Genomic DNA, 17362 nt, shown 5'->3' with positions numbered 1-17362 from the left:
CACAATGCGCCATGCTCAGCCTCCAAGACATCCAGAACGCCGCCGGCCGCCTGCGCGGCGCCGTGCTCGAAACGCCCTGCGTGGAATCGCGCACGCTGTCCCAGATCACGGGCGCGCAGGTGTATCTCAAATTCGAGAACCTGCAGTTCACGGCCTCGTTCAAGGAACGCGGCGCCCTCAACAAGCTGGCCCAGCTCTCGCCCGAGGAGCGCGCGCGCGGCGTGGTCGCCATGAGCGCCGGCAACCATGCCCAGGGCGTGGCCTACCACGCGCAGCGCCTGGGGGTGCGTGCCGTCATCGTCATGCCGCGCTTCACGCCGGGGGTGAAGGTGGAGCGCACGCGCGGCTTCGGCGCCGAGGTCGTGCTGCACGGCGACTCCCTGGCCGAGGCGCGCCAGCACGCCTACGCGCTGGCCGAGCAGCAGGGCCTGTGCTTTGTCCATCCCTATGACGACGAGCAGATCGCGGCGGGCCAGGGCACCCTGGCGCTGGAAATGCTGGCCGAACAGCCGGATCTGGACCTGCTGGTCGTGGCCATTGGCGGCGGCGGCCTGATCGCGGGCGTGGCCACGGCGGCCAAGGGGCTGAACCCGGACATCGAAATCATCGGCGTGCAGACCCAGCGCTTTCCGTCCATGTTCAATGCCGTACGCCAGGCCGAGCTGCCGATGGGCACCTCGACCATCGCCGAAGGCATTGCCGTCACCCAGCCCGGCGCGATCACGCAGGAAGTCGTGGCACGCCTGGTGGACGACATGCTGCTGGTCGATGAGGGCGACATCGAGCAGGCCGTGCTCATGCTGCTGGAGATCGAGAAGACCCTGGTCGAGGGCGCGGGCGCCGCAGGCCTGGCCGCGCTGCTGCGCCATCCGCAGCGCTTTGCGGGCAAGAAGGTGGGAATGATCCTGTCGGGCGGCAATATCGATCCGCTGCTGCTGGCAGCCATCATCGGGCGCGGAATGGTGCGCTCCGGGCGGCTGGCGCGCATCAAGGTCAGCGCGCGCGACGTGCCCGGCGTGCTGGCGCGCATCACGGCCACGGTGGCTGCAGCGGGCGCCAATATCGAGGAAGTCCACCACCAGCGCGCCTTCACCATGCTGGCCGCGCAGAGCGTGGAAATCGAGCTGGTGCTGCAGACGCGCAACAAGGCCCATATCGACGAGGTCATAGCCGCCCTTCAGGCCGAAGGCATGCAGGTCAATGCCGTCTAGCAGGCCCGATGTCATGGCTTTCCCCGAAGGCGCCAGGGGACAGGCCTGCCTAGAATCAGGCATCCCCATTGGCAAGCCAGGAGCTTTTGCATGACGCACGATCCCGCAGCGCACCACGGCGAGCAGCCGGCCCCCGAAGACGCCACCGAGGCCGTCGTCCCCTACATGCCTGTCATCCTGCCCCTGGCAGGCGCCGTGCTGATGTTTCTGCTGGCCTTCATTGCCGTCAACATGGCCTGAATCCGGCCCTCCTGCCCCTGCACCAGGCCCCGCTTTGCGGGGCTTTTTGCTTGCCTTTTCAACAGGCAATTTCATCGTTCATATTGCATACTTCAATGCATAGAATGCATAGTTTTTGCCATTCGTTTGCTGACAAATTCGTGACCGCTCCCTAGAATCGAATCCCCAGCCGGTGCGCCGCCAGCTTCCGCCAGCGCCGCTTCGCCGCCTAGAGAAGAGCTTCCTTCGCGCGCCGACTGAACGAGAGCCCGTTTCTCAAAGTTGGCGCGGTGCAGCAGGCGCGTCCCCTTTGAAAAACTGGTTTTTTCAATTGAAGGAAGCTCCGCGATGAACGCACCCGTCATGCAAGGCCTGAACATCCAGGCCCCCGCCTATGTCAAGAACAGCCGCCTGATCGCCTGGGTGGCCGAGATGGCCGCACTGTGCAAGCCCGCCAAAATCCATTGGTGCGATGGCTCGCAGGAGGAATACGAGCAGCTGTGCCAGCAGCTCGTCGATGCCGGCACCTTCAAGAAGCTCGATCCCGTCAAGCGCCCCGGCAGCTACCTGGCCTGGTCCGATCCGTCCGACGTGGCGCGCGTCGAGGACCGCACCTACATCTGCTCGGCCAACAAGGAAGACGCAGGCCCGACCAACAACTGGATGGCCCCGAACGAGATGCGCGCCACGCTGCAGCCGCTGTTCGACGGCTGCATGGCCGGCCGCACCATGTATGTGGTGCCTTTCTCCATGGGCCCGCTGGGCTCGCCCATCGCCCACGTGGGCGTGGAGCTGTCCGACAGCGCCTATGTGGCCGTCAACATGAAGATCATGACCCGCATGGGCCGTGCCGTGTATGACGTGATCGGCGTGGAAGGCGAGTTCGTGCCCTGCGTGCACACCGTGGGCGCGCCCCTGGCCGAAGGCGAGAAGGACCAGACCAGCTGGCCCTGCAACAAGACCAAGTACATCGTCCACTACCCCGAGACGCGCGAAATCTGGAGCTATGGCTCGGGCTACGGCGGCAACGCCCTGCTGGGCAAGAAGTGCTTTGCGCTGCGCATCGCCTCCACCATGGGCCGCGACCAGGGCTGGCTGGCCGAGCACATGCTCATCCTGGGCGTGACCAACCCCGAAGGCAAGAAGTACCACGTGGCTGCGGCCTTCCCCAGCGCCTGCGGCAAGACCAACTTCTCCATGCTGGTGCCGCCCAAGGTCTTCGAAGGCTGGAAGGTCACCACCATCGGCGACGACATCGCCTGGATCAAGCCCCAGGCCGACGGCTCGCTGCGCGCCATCAACCCCGAAGCCGGCTATTTCGGCGTGGCCCCGGGCACGAACTACCACACCAACCCCAACTGCATGGCCAGCCTCGACAAGAACGTGATCTTCACGAACGTCGCGCTGACCGACGACAACGACGTGTGGTGGGAAGGCATGGACAAGGACACCGGCAAGCTGCCCGATCACCTGATCGACTGGCAAGGCAAGGACTGGACGCCCCAGATCGCCCGCGAGACCGGCGCCAAGGCCGCCCACCCCAACGCCCGCTTCACCGTGGCCGCGACCAACAACCCCGCGCTGGACGAAGCCTGGGACGATCCCAAGGGCGTGAAGATCGACGCCATCATCTTCGGCGGCCGCCGCTCCACCACCGTGCCGCTGGTGACCGAGGCCCGCAACTGGACCGAAGGCGTCTACATGGCCGCCACCATGGGCTCGGAAACCACGGCCGCCGCCTTCGGCGCCCAGGGCGTGGTGCGCCGCGACCCCTTCGCCATGTTGCCGTTTGCCGGCTACAACATGAGCGACTACTTCCAGCACTGGCTTACGCTGGGCGCCAAGATCCAGGCCCAGGGCGCGGCCCTGCCCAAGATCTTCACCACCAACTGGTTCCGCAAGAACGCCGACGGCAAGTTCGTCTGGCCCGGCTACGGCGAGAACATGCGCGTGCTCAAGTGGATGATCGACCGCCTCGAAGGCCAGGCACAGGGCGAGCAGACCGCCTTCGGCATTGCGCCCCAGTACGCCGAGATCAACTGGACCGGCCTGGACTTCTCCGCCGACCAGTTCGCCAGCGTGACCAGCATCGACAAGGCCGCCTGGGCCGAGGAAATGCAGCTGCACACCGAGCACTTCGACAAGCTGGCCCACAAGCTGCCCCAGGAGCTGCTGGTGACCAAGGCCGAACTGGAAAAGCGCCTGGGCACATAAAGCTTCCCCTGAGCGGCTACGCCGCTTCCCCCTCTCGCTTCGCGGGGGGGGGGACGGCACCCTCGGTGCGGGGCGGCCCTTCCTCGGTGCCCCTTGCTTTGGGCAGCGCCCGTTTCATGGACTGTGGAAGATGCACAGAACAATGAATCCCTGAGTAGCTCTCGACCCATGGAAAAAGCCTCGCACTGCGAGGCCTTTTTTGTGGCGTTTCAACGACGCCCCCAGACAACAAAAAAGCCGCGCCTTGTGGGCAGCGGCTTTTTTTGGAGGAGCGCCGCAAGGCGCCCCAGGCAGAGATCAGCTACCTTGCCTATCCATGGCGCGGGCCAGGTCGGCCATCAGGCGGGCGTCCTGCAGGGCGGCGTTCCAGATGCGCTCGTCAGCGGCGGCCTGCTGGCGGCTCTCGGTCCAGGCGCGGTAGCCGGCACGGGCCATCATGGCGGCGCGGCGGGCGGGGGCGGAGAACAGGGCCAAGCCCATGAAGGCGGCAACCCACAGCACGACCCAGGCGCCCAGCATGTGGCCGTCGGTCCAGTTGTGGGCCACCTCGTTGACCACCACCATCAGCGCGGCCACCAGGGCAGCGAGCAGCAGGGCGCTGGCGCCGCGCTTGCCGGAGAAACGCTTGACGGCGCTCTTGCGGTCGTCGGCGGCTTGATAGACATGCACCACACCAGGGTGCTCGACACAGTAGGAGTTGTAAATGAAGTTGCTCATGGCAGATAAACCCAGTTAAATGGCCGCTTTTGACGGCGTGGCGGGCGACTAGGTGTAACTATAGGGTTTACCCTAGAGTTCTTCAAATTTATATCTTGAATCTGTAGCATTCACACCAGTGATGACTCAGCGCTCGCTGCCACGGCCATGTCCGCCCTGAACTTCCGCACACTGGATCTGAACCTGCTGCGCGTCTTCGACGAGGTGATGGCGGAGCGCAGCCTCACGCGGGCGGCCCACAAGCTGGCCATCACCCAGCCGGCCGTGAGCAATGCGCTGCGCCGCCTGCGCGAGGCGCTGGGCGACGAGCTCCTGGTGCGCCAGGGCCAGGGCGTGGAGCCCACGCCGCGCGCGCTGGCGCTGTGGCCCGTGATCCGCGAGGCGCTGCAGCAACTGCAGGACACGCTGACGCCAGGCGAATTCCACCCCTCCACCGCCACCGCCACCTTTGTGCTGGCCATGGCCGACGCCACGGCCGCCACGCTGATTCCTCCCATGTTCAGCCTGCTGGAGCGCGAGGCGCCCGGCATCGGCATCCGCGTGCTGCCGCTGACCACGCGCGACCCGCGCAGCCTGCTGGAGGCCGGCGAGGCCGACATGGCCGTGGGCTACTTCCCCGCCGCGCTGGCCGACCTGACGGCGCGCGCGCAGTCGGGCGCCCTGGTGGCCTTCGACAGCCGGCGCCTGTATGAAGGCGAGTACCTGTGCGTGATGCGCCAGGGCCATCCGCTGGCCGATGTGCCGCTGACGCTGGACAACTACTGCGCGGCGCGCCACATGCTGGTGAGCTTCTCGGGCCGCTCCTTCGGCTTCATCGACGAGGCCCTGGCCTCGCTGGGCCGCACGCGCCAGGTGGTGCTTACCGTCAACCAGTTCTTCACGGCCGGGCGCGTGGTCATGACCTCCAACCTGCTGACCATATTGCCGCGCCACTTCGTGCCCGTGACCGGCATGGCCGACAAGCTGGTGCTGCGCGAGCTGCCCTTCGACGTGCAGCCCGTGCACGTGGACGCGCTGTGGCGCCGGCGCGGCCAGCATCCTCAGGCCTACGACTGGCTGCTGCGCACGCTCACGCGCTCTGCAGAGGCGACCTTCCCGCACACCTGAGCGCCGTTTGCGGGGCGCCCGCGCCAGCGCAGGTTCTACACTTGGCCGCATGAAGATCCAGCTGCTGTCCGACCTGCACCTCGAGGCCCATCCGCATTTCATCGCCGAGCCCGCACCCGATGCCGACGTGCTGGTGCTGGCCGGCGACATAGGCTCCTACCAGAGCGGCAGCCTGCTGCCGGGCCAGGATTTCGGGCTGGAGCGCTTCTCTCCCCTGCCCCAGTACGCGGGCTGGCCCTGCCCCGTGATCTTCGTGCCGGGCAACCATGAGTACGACATGCAGGACTTCGACGCCGCCCACGCCCGCCTGCGTGCCACCTGCGAGCGCATGGGCATGGTCTGGCTGGAGCGCGAGACGGCCGTGCTGGACGGCGTGCGCTTCGTGGGCACCACGCTGTGGAGCGACTACGACGCCATGTCCATGCATGAAGGCGTGACCGATCTGGCCCGGCTGCTCAAACTGCGCGAGAAGGCCTTTCGCGCCGCCAATTTCTACCTGCAAAAGACCGGCGGCACGCGCGACGGCGAGCCCTTCCTGGCCGAGCCCATGCGCGAGCAGTCGCTGGTCTGCCAGCAATGGCTGCGCCAGGCGCTGGCCAGGCCCTTCGATGGCCCCACGGTGGCCGTCACGCATTTCGCGCCCAGCCTGCGCAGCGCCGACCCGCGCTACGGCCTGGTGCCGGGCACGGCCGGCTTTTGCAACGTGCTGGATGAACTGCTGCCCTTTGCCGATCTGTGGCTGCACGGCCACCTGCATTCGCCCAGCGACTATGTGGCCGAGGGCCTGCGCGGCGATGGCAGCGCCTGGCGCTGCCGCGTGGTGGCCAACCCGCTGGGCTACGCGCGCAAGGGCGAGCAGGAGGGGTTTTCGCCGCGCTCTACCATCGAGTTGCCGGTGCATGCGACCGCAGGGGCGGCAGAGGCACCGGCCCGTGCTTGACCTGGATCAAGCACTCCACCCCGGCTTGGGCTTAGTCTCGGGCCATATCCAAGGAGGACCTTCATGAACATCCTGCTCGCTGTCGATGGCAGCCCCTACACCCAGAAGATGCTGGCCTACCTGACCTCGCACCCGGAGATCCTGGGTTCGGCCCACAGCTACAGCGCCATCACCGTCCAGCCCCAGCTGCCGGCCCGCGCGCGCGCCGCCCTGGGCAAGGACGTGGTGGACGAGTACTACGCCGAGGAGTCGACCAAGGTGCTGGACCCCGTGTGCAGCTACCTGGCCGAGCACGGCGTGCAGGCAGCCCGCCTGAGCAAGGTCGGCCCGATTGCCGACTCCATCATCAAGGCGGCCGAAGAAGGCAAGTTCGACCTGCTGGTCATGGGCACGCATGGCCACGGCACGCTGGGCCGCCTGGTCATGGGCTCGGTCAGCACCCAGGTGCTGGCCGGCAGCCAGGTGCCTGTGCTGCTGATCCGCTGATCGACCGCTCGATACGCTGCCCCGTGCACACGCAGCGCCCATAACCAGAAAAAGCAAAGCGCGGGCATCACGGCGCAATGAGGCAAGGACGGCTCCCCTGAGGGAGCCGTCTTTTTTTTGCATGGTGCCTTCCCACCATCCTGCGGGCCTGCCGTCACCGGGCTGTCACAGCCGCCTCTTACAGTCGCGCGATTTGTCACACAGGGGGATGGTGAGCATGCGCGCGAGTACTTTGGATTGGCGGCACAAGGCGATTGCAACGGCCTGCCTGGCCCTGTGTGGCGCTGCATGGTCCGCGCCCTTCACCCCGGGCAACCTGGTGGCCTACCGCGTGGGCACGGGCACAGGCGCGCTGCCCGTGTTCCTGGATGAGTACCGCGTGGACGGCACGCTGGTGCAATCGCTGCCGCTGTCAGGCGGAGCGACGCCGCTGACGGCCAGCAGCAAGGGCTCGGAAGGCCTGCTCAACCGCTCGGACAATGGCCTGTGCCTGGTGGTTCCCGGCTATGCCGTGGCCACCGGCGGCACCGAGCCCAACGGCGTCACTGCAGCGGCGGCCCCGCGCGCCGTGGCCGTGGTGGGGTTCGACTCCGACGTGAAAAGCCTGCGCCCGCTCGGCACCACGGCCTTCAGCAAGGACACCATCCGCGCAGCAGCCAGCAGCGACTGCGGCGCCGTCTGGGCCAGCGGCAAGGGTACGGCCACGGCCAACAATGGCATCTGGCATGTGGCTGCCGACGGCACGGGCATCTCCCAACTGAACAGCAGCAATGTCCAGGGCCTGGCGGTCGCCGGCGGCCAGTTGATCGCCGCCATCAACGGAGGCTCGCTCAACCAGATCGGCACGAATTTGCCGACCACGGGCATCCAGACGGCCCTGCCCCTGGCGGGCCTGACGCCCTCCACCTACCGCGGCATCGCCTTCCTGCAACTCGATGGCGGCCCCGCCCTGGCGAACACCGTCTACGTGGCGGACAACGATACCGGCGCCATCCGGAAATTCCGCCTCTCGATGGACGGCACCAGCTGGCAGCCCGCAGGCTCCATTGCCGGCCTGTCCAAGGTCCACGGCCTGGCCGCCTTCGATACCGGCGGCGGCAATGTGATGCTGATGGCCACCGACACCACGGGCCGCCTGTACCGCGCCTTCGATCACGGCGGCTACGCCGGCACGCTGTCGGGCACGGCCGAGTCCATCGCCGCGCCGCAGGACGGCGTGTTCTATGGCGTGGCCTGGGCTCCGCTGGAGACCGTGCCGGCGACCGTGCCCGCCGCCCCCTCCAACCTGGCGGCCACCCCGGCCGGCAACCGCGTGACGGCCGCCTGGGACGCCGTGCCGGGCGCCGCCTACTACGTGGTGGAGCTGTCGCAGGACAGCTTTGCATCGGTAGCCTCCACGGCCGTGGCCCTGGGCAACAGCCAGGCGCTGGAAGGCCTGCAGCCCGGCAGCTATACGCTGCGCGTGCGCGCCGTCAACGGCCTCGGCGGGAGCACGGCTGCAGTGAGCGTGCCTTTCATGGCCTCGGCCCCGCCGACGGCCTCGCTGCCCGAACTGACCGCGTTTTCCGGCGTGGTCGGCGACGCCAACGACCCGCTGGCCTCGGCAGGCATCGGCTTCACGGTGCAGGATGCGGGGGGCGCTGGCGGCGTACAGGTCACTGCGCGTTCGAGCAACCAGGCCGTGGTGGCCGACGCCGGCCTGGCCGCGTCCAACCAGGCCGGCAGCGCCGTGCTCAGGATCACGCCCACGGGCGTGGGCTATGCCGACATCACCGTCACGCTGATCAACGCGGGCGGCGCCTCCGTCAGCCGCACCATCAAGTACGCGGCCTCGGCCAACACCGCAGCCAACACCAGCCCGCGCTGGCTGGCCGGGCGCTCGGACGCATCGACGGCCATCGTCATCGATGCCGCCACCATGCTGGTGGGCGACGACGAGGCGCCTGCCCAGGATGCCTCGGGCAATGCGCTGCCGGCCGGCAACTCCTTCTCGGCCTATGGCCCGGCCGGCGGGCTGCCCGTCAAGCCGCTGATGCTGGACAGGACCGCCCTGGGCCTGGCCGATGCCGCCGCCTGCACCGCCCCCGGCCTCACGGGCCTGGACAGCTGCAAGAGCGACGAGGAAATGGACATCGAGGCCAGCTTTGCCCTGGGCAGCCGCGTGTACGTGGCGGGCTCGCACTCCAACAACAAGAGCGGCAAGTCGCGCACCGACCGCTGGCGCCTGGCGGCGATGGATGTGACCGGCTCCGGCGCCTCCACGGCGCTGACCGCCAGTGGCTACTACCGCTGGCTGCGCGAGGACCTGCGCAGCTGGGACGCGGCCGCGCATGACGGCCTTGCCGCCAACTATCTGGGCCTGGTGGCCAGCTCGGACGGCGGCGCCACCAAGGCGCCCGAGGCCGAGACGATGAGCGGTTTTTCCATCGAAGGCATGTCCACCAGCCCCGACGACGGCGCCGCATGGCTGGGCTTTCGCGCGCCGCTGGTGCCGGCGCCGGGCGCGCCCGCCGTCACGGCCGACGACGCCACGGGCCGCACGCATGCGCTGATCGTGCCCGTGACCAACTTCGCGGCCCTGCCTGCGGCCGATGGCGGCAGCAAGGGCAGCGCGACCATGGGCCAGCCGATTCGCCTGGACCTGGGCGGCCGCGGCATCCGCGAAATCCGCAAAAATGCGGCCGACGAGTACCTGATCATTGCCGGCCCCTCGGCCAGCGCCACGGGCACCGCGCCGCGCAACTTCCAGCTCTATTCCTGGGACGGCCGCGTGAACAGCGCAGGCCTGGCCCTGAACCTGCGCCCGCGCGCTGCCGACCTGGCCGCCATCACCGCGCCCCACACCGCCTGCTCGGCCGAAGGCATAGGCGCCATGCCCGCCAGCCTGGACGCGGGCGGCAGCGTGGACATCCTCAGCGACTGCGGCGATGCCGATTTCTACGGCGATGGCACCGTGGCCAAGGACCTGCCCCATGCCGCCTGGAAAAAGGCGCGCCTGGACAGCCTGGCGGTACCCGCCCTGTCCACCGTGGCCCTGTCCGCCCAGGCCGTGGACCAGACATCGGCCGTGGTCCAGGCCACGCCCAGCGTGGGCGGCAGCCTGCGCGCCGTGGCCCTGCCCGCCAACGCCCCCGTCCCCGTCCCCAGCTGGGAACAGGTCATGGCCGGCCTGGATGCCGCCGGCCTGCCGGCCCCTGCCAGCAACACGGTCAGCACCGCGGCCGGCACGGCCGCCACGCTGTCCTTCACCGGCCTGGACCCCGCCGTGAGCTACCGCGTGCATGCGGTCAACCTGCCGGCCTCGGGCACGGCCAGCGCGCCGGCTGTGCTGGCGCTGAGCAAGCCCGTGCCCATCGGCACGCAGATCGGCACGGGCAGCAACACGGCGGGCGTCAGCAACGGCACGGGCAATGTGGGTGCAGACCAGTGGCAGTTCGCCTCGAACTCGGCAGGCTTTCAGCCTGCGCCCTCGCAAAGCCCGCTGCCGGGCGGCCTGCGCATGCCCTACGGCAGCCTGAGCTTCGTGCTCATGGGCGGCACGCCGGGCTCCATGGCCACCATCCGCATGGACCTGCCTGAAGCCGCACCCGCCCAGGCCACGCTCTGGAAGTACGGCCCCACGGCCGCCACGCCCACGGCGCACTGGTATGAGCTGGCCGCATCGGCCTACCGCTTCGCACCCGACCGCCGCTCGGTGAGCTTCGACATCACCGACGGGCAGACGGGCGACAGCGACCTGATCGTCAACGGCGTCATCGTGGACCCCGTGGCGGTGGCCGCGCCTGCGGCCCTGCCGCCCGGCGCCACGGCCACCCCCGTGCCCGGCCTGTCCACGCTGGCCCAGGCGCTGCTGGCGCTGGCCCTGGGCGGCATGGCCGCACTGCGCCGCCGACGCGGCTGACGCCCGCGCGCCTTCTGTACCGGCCGCACCCGGTACCCCCTTCAAGCCCCTGCACGGTTCGCCGTGCAGGGGCTTTTTGCTGCGGCCTGGGAAAACCCTGAATCCCCCGTGTTGACGGGGCTTGTTGCACAAACAATAATTACCACGTTAACTAAATCCACACCATGCAGATTCAGCCCTTTCTCCTGGATGACGGCCTTGCGCTGGGCACGGTCTACGGCACGCTGCTCAACCAGCAGGCCACCGTGCAGCGCCTGTCGCCGCAGTTCGACAGCGCGCCCTACAAGGCCGCTCCGCGCGCCCCCGTGCTCTATCTCAAGCCGCGCAACACCTGGGCGCGCGATGGCGCTGCGGTGGCCGTGCCGGCCGATCCCGGCGAGGTCCGCGTCGATGCCAGCATCGGCCTGGTGATCGGCCGCAGCGCCACGCGCGTCAGCGAAGCAACGGCCCTGGACCATGTGGCCGGCTGGCTGATCGCCAGCGACCTCACGCTGCCGCACGAGAACTACTACCGCCCCGCCATCCGCCAGCGCTGCCGCGACGGTTTCTGCCCGCTGGGCACGCCGGTGCGCGGCGCAGGCTTCGATGCGCAAGCGGCAGAACTCACGGTGTCCATCAATGGTGAACAGGTCTGGCAGCGCGGCTTTGCCGACCTGGTGCGCTCGCCCGCAAGGCTGCTGGCCGACGTGACCGAATTCATGACGCTGTCGCCCGGCGACGTGCTGCTGCTGGGCCCGGGCGAAGGCGCGCCGCTGGCGCGGCCCGGGGACCGCGTGGTCATCGAGGTGCCCGGCCTGGGCCGGCTCACGCATTCGGTGGTGGCAGAACAGGGAGCAGCAGCATGAAGCACGGACGCGTCATCTTCGAAGGACAGAGCCTGCAGGTCACCGAAGGCCCGCACAGACAGGTGCAGTTGCCCGATGGCCGCCTGGTGGCGGAGACCGCCGTGCAGTGGCTGCCGCCGCTGCAGTTCGGCACCGTCTTCGCGCTGGGCCTGAACTATGCGGACCATGCCAAGGAAATCGCCTTCAACAAGGCGCCCGAGGAGCCGCTGGTCTTCCTCAAGGGCCCGAACACGCTGAACGGCCACCACGGCCACACGTACCGGCCCGCCGACGTGGCCTACATGCACTTCGAGTGCGAGCTGGGCGTGGTCATCGGCAAGACCTGCCGCAACGTGCGCCGCGAAGACGCCTACAGCGTGGTCGCCGGCTACTGCACGGCCAACGACTACGCCATACGCGACTACCTGGAGAACTTCTACCGGCCCAACCTGCGCGTGAAGAACCGCGACGGCGCCACGCCCGTGGGCCCGTGGTTCGTCGATGCGGCCGATGTGCCCGACCCCATGAGCCTGCGCCTGCGCAGCTGGGTCAACGGCGAGCTCAAGCAGGACGGCAGCACGCGCGACATGGTGCATGACATCCCCTCGCTGATCGCCCACCTGTCGGGCTTCATGACGCTGAACCCCGGCGATCTCATCCTCACCGGCACGCCCGACGGCGTGGCCGACTCCCGCGTGGGCGACGAGATCGTCACCGAGATCGAAGGCCTGGGCCGCCTGGTCAACACCATCGTCGGCGACGCGCCGGCCGCCTCCTGAACCCACCGCATACGCCAAGGAATCCCCATGCGCATTGACCACCTGATCGACGGCAAGGCCGTCGCCGGCAAGGACTATTTCGAGACCGTCAACCCCGCCACCCAGGAGGTGCTGGCCGAGGTTGCCGCTGGCGGCGAGGCCGAGGTGCAGGCCGCCGTCGCCGCCGCGAAGAACGCCTTCCCGAAATGGGCCAACACGCCCGCCACCGAACGCGCCAAGCTCGTGCGCAAGCTGGGCGACCTGATCGCCCGCCATGTGCCCGAGATCGCGCAGACCGAGACCAACGACTGCGGCCAGGTCATCGCCCAGACCGGCAAGCAGCTGGTGCCGCGCGCGGCCGACAACTTCTACTACTTTGCCGAGATGTGCACGCGCGTGGACGGCCACACCTATCCCACGCCCACGCACCTGAACTACACCCTGTTCCACCCCGTGGGCGTGTGCGCGCTGATCTCGCCGTGGAACGTGCCCTTCATGACGGCCACCTGGAAGGTGGCGCCCTGCCTGGCCTTCGGCAACACGGCCGTGCTCAAGATGAGCGAGCTGTCGCCCATGACGGCCGCGCGCCTGGGCGAGCTGGCGCTGGAGGCCGGCATTCCGCCCGGCGTGCTCAACCTGGTGCACGGCTACGGCAAGGACGCGGGCGAGCCCCTGGTGCGCCACCGCGATGTGCGCGCCGTCTCGTTCACGGGCTCGACCCAGACCGGCAACCGCATCGTGCAGGCCGCCGGCCTCAAGAAGTTCAGCATGGAGCTGGGCGGCAAGAGCCCCTTCGTGATCTTTGACGACGCCGACTTCGAGCGCGCGCTGGATGCGGCCGTGTTCATGATCTTCTCCAACAACGGCGAGCGCTGCACGGCCGGCAGCCGCATCCTGGTGCAAAAGGGCATCTATGCGAAGTTCGTGGACCGCTTCGTGGAGCGCGCCAGGAGGATCACCGTGGGCGACCCGCTGGACGAGTCCACCATCGTCGGCCCCATGATCAGCGCCAGCCACCTGGCCAAGGTGCGCCACTACATCGAGCTGGGCCAGAAGGAAGGCGCCAGCATGCTGTGCGGCGGCCTGGATGCGCCCGTGCTGCCCGAGCGCGTGCGCAAGGGCAACTATGTGCTGCCCACGGTGTTTGCCGACGTGGACAACCGCATGCAGATCGCCCAGGACGAGATCTTCGGCCCCGTGGCCTGCATCATCCCCTTCAGCGACGAGGCCGAAGCCGTGCGCCTGGCCAACGATATCCAGTACGGCCTGTCCAGCTACGTCTGGACCGAGAGCGTGGGCCGCGCCCACCGCGTGGCCGCCGCCATCGAGGCCGGCATGTGCTTCGTCAACAGCCAGAACGTGCGCGACCTGCGCCAGCCCTTCGGCGGCACCAAGGCCTCGGGCACGGGCCGCGAGGGCGGCAGCTGGAGCTACGAGGTCTTTTGCGAGCCCAAGAACGTGGCCGTCTCGCTGGGCTCGCACCATATTCCGCACTGGGGCGTCTGAACGGGCGACCAGCGACAACGACAAAGAGAACCGAGGAGACAAGACATGCAACGCCGCCATTTCCTGCAATCCACCGCAGCCACCACGGCCGCAGCGCTGATGCTCCCGGGCCTTTCCCAGGCCCAGCCCGGCAGCGCGTCCGGCACCTGGCCCGCAAAGCCGCTGCGCATCATCGTGCCCTTCACGCCGGGCGGCACCACCGACCTGGTGGCGCGCCTGGTGGGCACCGAGCTGGGCAAGTCCCTGGGCCAGCCTGTGATCGTGGAGAACAAGCCCGGCGCGGGCACGGTGATCGGCGTGGACTATGTGTCCAAGCAGCCGGCCGACGGCTACACCCTGGTGTGCGTGGCCAACAGCTTCACGGCCAACAAGACGCTGGTGAAGAACCTGCCCTACGACACCACGCGCGACCTCAAGCCCGTGGCGCTGATGGGCCTGTCCGAGCATGTGCTGGCCACCCACCCGGGCAGCGGCCTGAAGACGCTGGCCGACCTGCGCAGCCGCGCCAAGGCCAGGCCCGGCGAGCTCAGCTATGCCTCGTTCGGCAACGGCACCTCGGCCCATCTGTCGGGCGCGCTGCTGTGCCAGGAGATGGGCATCGACATGGTCCACATCCCCTACAAGGGCCAGGGCCCGGCGCTGGCCGACCTGCTGGGCGGCCAGGTGGACGTGATGTTCGGCAACTGGCCCGAGTTCCGTGGCCATGTGCAAAGCGGCAAGCTGGTGGCACTGGGCATGGCCACGCGCCAGCGCTCGCAGTTCGCTCCCCAGGTGCCCACGCTGGCCGAGCAGGGCGTGGCGCTGGAATCCAACTCCTGGCAGGGGCTGCTGGCACCCGGCGCCACGCCCGATGCGCTGGTGCAGCGCATCAACGCCGCCGTGGTCAAGGCGCTGGCCGAGCCCGCCGTGGTGGACGCCTTCGCGCGCGGCGGCATCGTCTCGCAGGCCGGCACGGCGCAGCAGTTCGCGGCCTTCGTCACCAGCGAAATCGCCAAGTACGAAGCCATCATCCGCCGCGCCAACATCACGCTGGGCTGAGGCAGACACCGGGAGCCGCCATGAGCCTGTACACCATGCAGAAATTCCTGTTCCAGCTCAACCGCGAGCCCGAGGTGCAGCGGCGCTTCGCCGAGGACCGCGCCGCGCTGCTGGCCGAGTACGCGCTGGAGCCCGAGGAGTACGAAGCCATGTTCCACGGCGACATCGGCAAGCTCTACGTGCTGGGCTGCAACGGCCAGCTGCTGATGCACTTCGCGCCGCTGCTGGGCATGCCCTGGGCCGACTACCTGCAGGCCATGCGCGATGGCGTGCAAAAGCACGGACCGGTGCGCGCGGGCGTCTACGCGATGACGACAGCCACCAACGAAAAGATCGCAGGAGTTTGAGATGAGTCTGGTATTTGCAGGCGTTTGCAGCCACGCGCCCGGCATCACGGGCCGCGCACACCTGGCCGATCCGGCCACCAAGGATGCCTTCCATGCCGCCTTCCGCGACATGGGCGCACGGCTGGAGGCGGCGCGGCCCGACGCCGTGATCGTCATCGCGGCCGAGCACTTCGCCAACTTCTTCATGAACAACATGCCGGCCTATGCCATCGGCATGGCGGACCACTACGAAGGGCCCATCGAGGACCCGGCCTGGCTGGGCATAGAGCGCCACCGCATTCCCGGCAATGCCGAGCTGTCGCGGCGCCTGATCACCGAGGTCATGCAGACCGTGGACGTGGCCTTTGCCGAGGAGTGGAAGTTCGACCACGGCATCATGGTCCCGCTGCACTTTCTGACGCCGGCCTATGACAAGAACATCATCCCCGTCAACATCAACTGCCAGGGCCCGCCGCTGACGCCGCTGCACCGCGCCTGGGCCTTTGGCGAGGCCCTGCGCCGCGCCTGCGACAAGGCGCCCGAGCGCATCGCCATCGTGGGCACGGGCGGCATCTCGCACTGGCCGGCCACGCCCGACTCGGGCAAGGTCAACTGGGAGTGGGACCAGCAGTTCATGGACCGCTGGTGCCGCAACGACCGGGACGCGCTGCTGTCGTACACCGACGCCGAGACCTACCGCGACGGCGGCCAGGGCGGCTTCGAGATCCGCAGCTTCATCGCCGTGGCCGCCGCCGCGCGCGGCGCGGGCCAGGTGCTGTACTGCCAGCCCATTCCCATCTTCGCCGTGAGCTGCACGGCCGCCACCATGGAGGTGGCCTGAATGCCGCACGTGGTCATCCTCTACACGGCCAGCCTGGACGCGCACACCGACATGACGCAGCTGTGCCGCGCCCTGGCCGACACCATGCTCACCGTGCGCGCCGAAGACGGCGCCCAGGTCTTTCCCACGGGCGGCACGCGCGTGCTGGCCTACCCCGCGCCGCACAGCGCCGTGGCCGATGGCGGGGCCGCGGGCCTCGCAGCGGGCGGCGATGGCGACTACGGCTTCATCTACATCAACCTGCGCATGGGCCGGGGCCGCTCGGCCGCCGTGCAGCAGCAGGCCGGCGACGCCCTGCTGGCCTGCGCGCGCCGCCATCTGCAGCCGCTGTTCGTGCAGCGCCACCTGGGCCTGACCGTGCAGGTCGATGAAAGCCCGGGCCAGGTCTACGACGGCAAGCACAGCACCCTCCACCCTCTCTTTTCCAGGCCTTGAAATGTTTTCCCAAGAACTGTTGACCCAACTGGCCCAGGAGCTGGACCGCAGCGAGAAGACGCGCGTGCAGGTCGAGCATTTCTCCAAGCGCTTTCCCGGCATGACCGTGGAGGATGGCTACCGCGTCTCGCGCGAATGGGTGCGCCTGCAGATCGCGGCGGGCCGCAAGGTGATAGGCCACAAGATCGGCCTGACCTCGCGCGCCATGCAGATATCGAGCCAGATCGACGAGCCCGACTACGGCACCCTGCTCGACAGCATGCTCTACCGCTGCACGCCGGGCCAGGTGCTGGACATCCCGGCCGCCCACTTCATCGCGCCGCGCGTGGAGGTGGAGCTGGCCTTCGTGCTCAAGGCGCCGCTGCGCGGCCCGGGCCTGCCCGGCGGCAAGGAGATCACGCTGCAGGACGTGCTGGACGCCACCGACCATGTGACTCCGGCCATCGAGATCATCGACGCGCGCATCGAGCAATTCGACCGCCACACCAAGGCCATGCGCAAGGTCTACGACACCATCAGCGACAACGCGGCCAATGCGGGCATCGTCACCGGCGCCGGCCGCGCTGACCCCCAGGTGATAGACCTGCCCTGGTGCGGCGCCATACTGCGCTGCAACGGCGTGGTCGAGGAGACCGGCCTGGCTGCCGGCGTGCAGGGCCATCCCGCCATCGGCGTGGCCTGGCTGGCCAACAAGCTCTCGCCCTGGGGCGAAGCCCTGGAGGCCGGCCAGACCGTGCTGGCGGGCTCGTTCACGCGCCCCGTGGCCGCCAAGCCTGGCGACCTGTTCGATGCCGACTACGGCCCGCTGGGCCGGCTGCAGTTCCGTTTTGTCTAGGCGC

The 17362-nt window shown here is 68.6% G+C and carries 16 protein-coding genes and 1 pseudogene; 15 read left to right on the top strand and 2 right to left on the bottom strand.

The annotated features are described in order from the left end of the window. Positions 1-11 precede the first annotated feature (11 nt). On the top strand, positions 12-1211 hold the full coding sequence (locus ACRSCF_RS00535; protein ID WP_016447351.1) for a threonine ammonia-lyase: 1200 nt from the start codon (positions 12-14) through the stop codon (positions 1209-1211). A gap of 90 nt (positions 1212-1301) precedes the next feature. Further along, complete coding sequence (locus ACRSCF_RS00530) at positions 1302-1451, top strand: hypothetical protein (RefSeq protein WP_016447350.1); 150 nt, start codon at positions 1302-1304, stop codon at positions 1449-1451. Positions 1452-1543: 92 nt separating this feature from the next. Here ACRSCF_RS00530 and ACRSCF_RS00525 read toward each other — a convergent pair whose 3' ends face one another. After that, a complete protein-coding gene (locus ACRSCF_RS00525) occupies positions 1544-1795 on the bottom strand; it encodes a hypothetical protein (RefSeq protein WP_126311565.1) in 252 nt (83 codons plus the stop codon). Between ACRSCF_RS00525 and ACRSCF_RS00520 the strand changes: the two genes are divergently transcribed. Then, positions 1779-3644 carry a phosphoenolpyruvate carboxykinase (GTP) gene (locus ACRSCF_RS00520; RefSeq protein WP_016447349.1) on the top strand — a complete coding sequence of 622 codons (1866 nt, stop codon included), beginning with the start codon at positions 1779-1781 and terminating at the stop codon, positions 3642-3644. The two genes, ACRSCF_RS00525 and ACRSCF_RS00520, sit on opposite strands and share 17 nt — an antisense overlap. A gap of 297 nt (positions 3645-3941) precedes the next feature. Here ACRSCF_RS00520 and ACRSCF_RS00515 read toward each other — a convergent pair whose 3' ends face one another. Next, complete coding sequence (locus ACRSCF_RS00515) at positions 3942-4361, bottom strand: hypothetical protein (protein ID WP_016447348.1); 420 nt, start codon at positions 4359-4361, stop codon at positions 3942-3944. 147 nt (positions 4362-4508) lie between these two features. Between ACRSCF_RS00515 and ACRSCF_RS00510 the strand changes: the two genes are divergently transcribed. The 12 genes and pseudogenes from ACRSCF_RS00510 (at position 4509) to hpaH (ending at position 17358) form a co-directional block, all read left to right on the top strand. Beyond that, positions 4509-5468: a LysR family transcriptional regulator gene (locus tag ACRSCF_RS00510; RefSeq protein ID WP_016452246.1), complete on the top strand. Its 960-nt coding sequence runs from the start codon at positions 4509-4511 to the stop codon at positions 5466-5468. Between the two features lie 49 nt (positions 5469-5517). Further along, a complete protein-coding gene (locus ACRSCF_RS00505; protein WP_034365844.1) occupies positions 5518-6408 on the top strand; it encodes a metallophosphoesterase in 891 nt (296 codons plus the stop codon). A 63-nt stretch (positions 6409-6471) separates the two neighbouring features. Next, positions 6472-6894, top strand: coding sequence for a universal stress protein (locus tag ACRSCF_RS00500; RefSeq protein ID WP_016447345.1), 423 nt, complete (start codon positions 6472-6474; stop codon positions 6892-6894). 217 nt (positions 6895-7111) lie between these two features. Beyond that, positions 7112-10795, top strand: a complete 3684-nt coding sequence (locus ACRSCF_RS00495) for an IPTL-CTERM sorting domain-containing protein (protein ID WP_244387697.1) — start codon at positions 7112-7114, stop codon at positions 10793-10795. Positions 10796-10959: 164 nt separating this feature from the next. Beyond that, the gene (locus tag ACRSCF_RS00490) at positions 10960-11640 is read left to right on the top strand and encodes a fumarylacetoacetate hydrolase family protein (protein ID WP_070080774.1); all 681 of its coding nucleotides are present in this window, start codon (positions 10960-10962) and stop codon (positions 11638-11640) included. After that, complete coding sequence (locus tag ACRSCF_RS00485; protein ID WP_244387696.1) at positions 11637-12398, top strand: fumarylacetoacetate hydrolase family protein; 762 nt, start codon at positions 11637-11639, stop codon at positions 12396-12398. The genes ACRSCF_RS00490 and ACRSCF_RS00485 overlap by 4 nt, the downstream gene beginning before the upstream one ends. A 27-nt stretch (positions 12399-12425) precedes the next feature. Further along, positions 12426-13883 (top strand): 5-carboxymethyl-2-hydroxymuconate semialdehyde dehydrogenase, encoded by a 1458-nt coding sequence (hpaE, locus tag ACRSCF_RS00480; protein WP_034365845.1) that lies wholly within the window; start codon positions 12426-12428, stop codon positions 13881-13883. Positions 13884-13925: 42 nt separating this feature from the next. Continuing rightward, positions 13926-14921, top strand: a pseudogene (locus ACRSCF_RS00475) (tripartite tricarboxylate transporter substrate binding protein); the annotation flags it as partial. Positions 14922-14941: 20 nt separating this feature from the next. Then, on the top strand, positions 14942-15268 hold the full coding sequence (locus ACRSCF_RS00470; protein ID WP_012202043.1) for an aromatic ring-opening dioxygenase subunit LigA: 327 nt from the start codon (positions 14942-14944) through the stop codon (positions 15266-15268). 1 nt (position 15269) lies between these two features. Continuing rightward, a complete protein-coding gene (locus ACRSCF_RS00465; protein WP_244387695.1) occupies positions 15270-16088 on the top strand; it encodes an extradiol ring-cleavage dioxygenase in 819 nt (272 codons plus the stop codon). Then, a complete protein-coding gene (locus ACRSCF_RS00460) occupies positions 16089-16523 on the top strand; it encodes a 5-carboxymethyl-2-hydroxymuconate isomerase (protein WP_203400212.1) in 435 nt (144 codons plus the stop codon). Between the two features lies 1 nt (position 16524). Continuing rightward, complete coding sequence (gene hpaH / locus ACRSCF_RS00455; RefSeq protein WP_034365851.1) at positions 16525-17358, top strand: 2-oxo-hept-4-ene-1,7-dioate hydratase; 834 nt, start codon at positions 16525-16527, stop codon at positions 17356-17358. Positions 17359-17362 lie beyond the last annotated feature (4 nt).

The sequence above is a fragment of the Delftia sp. 11MD genome, assembly GCF_050907895.1.
GTDB classification, from domain to species: domain Bacteria; phylum Pseudomonadota; class Gammaproteobacteria; order Burkholderiales; family Burkholderiaceae_C; genus Comamonas; species Comamonas tsuruhatensis.
This window is presented reverse-complemented; position numbering and strand designations above follow the sequence as displayed.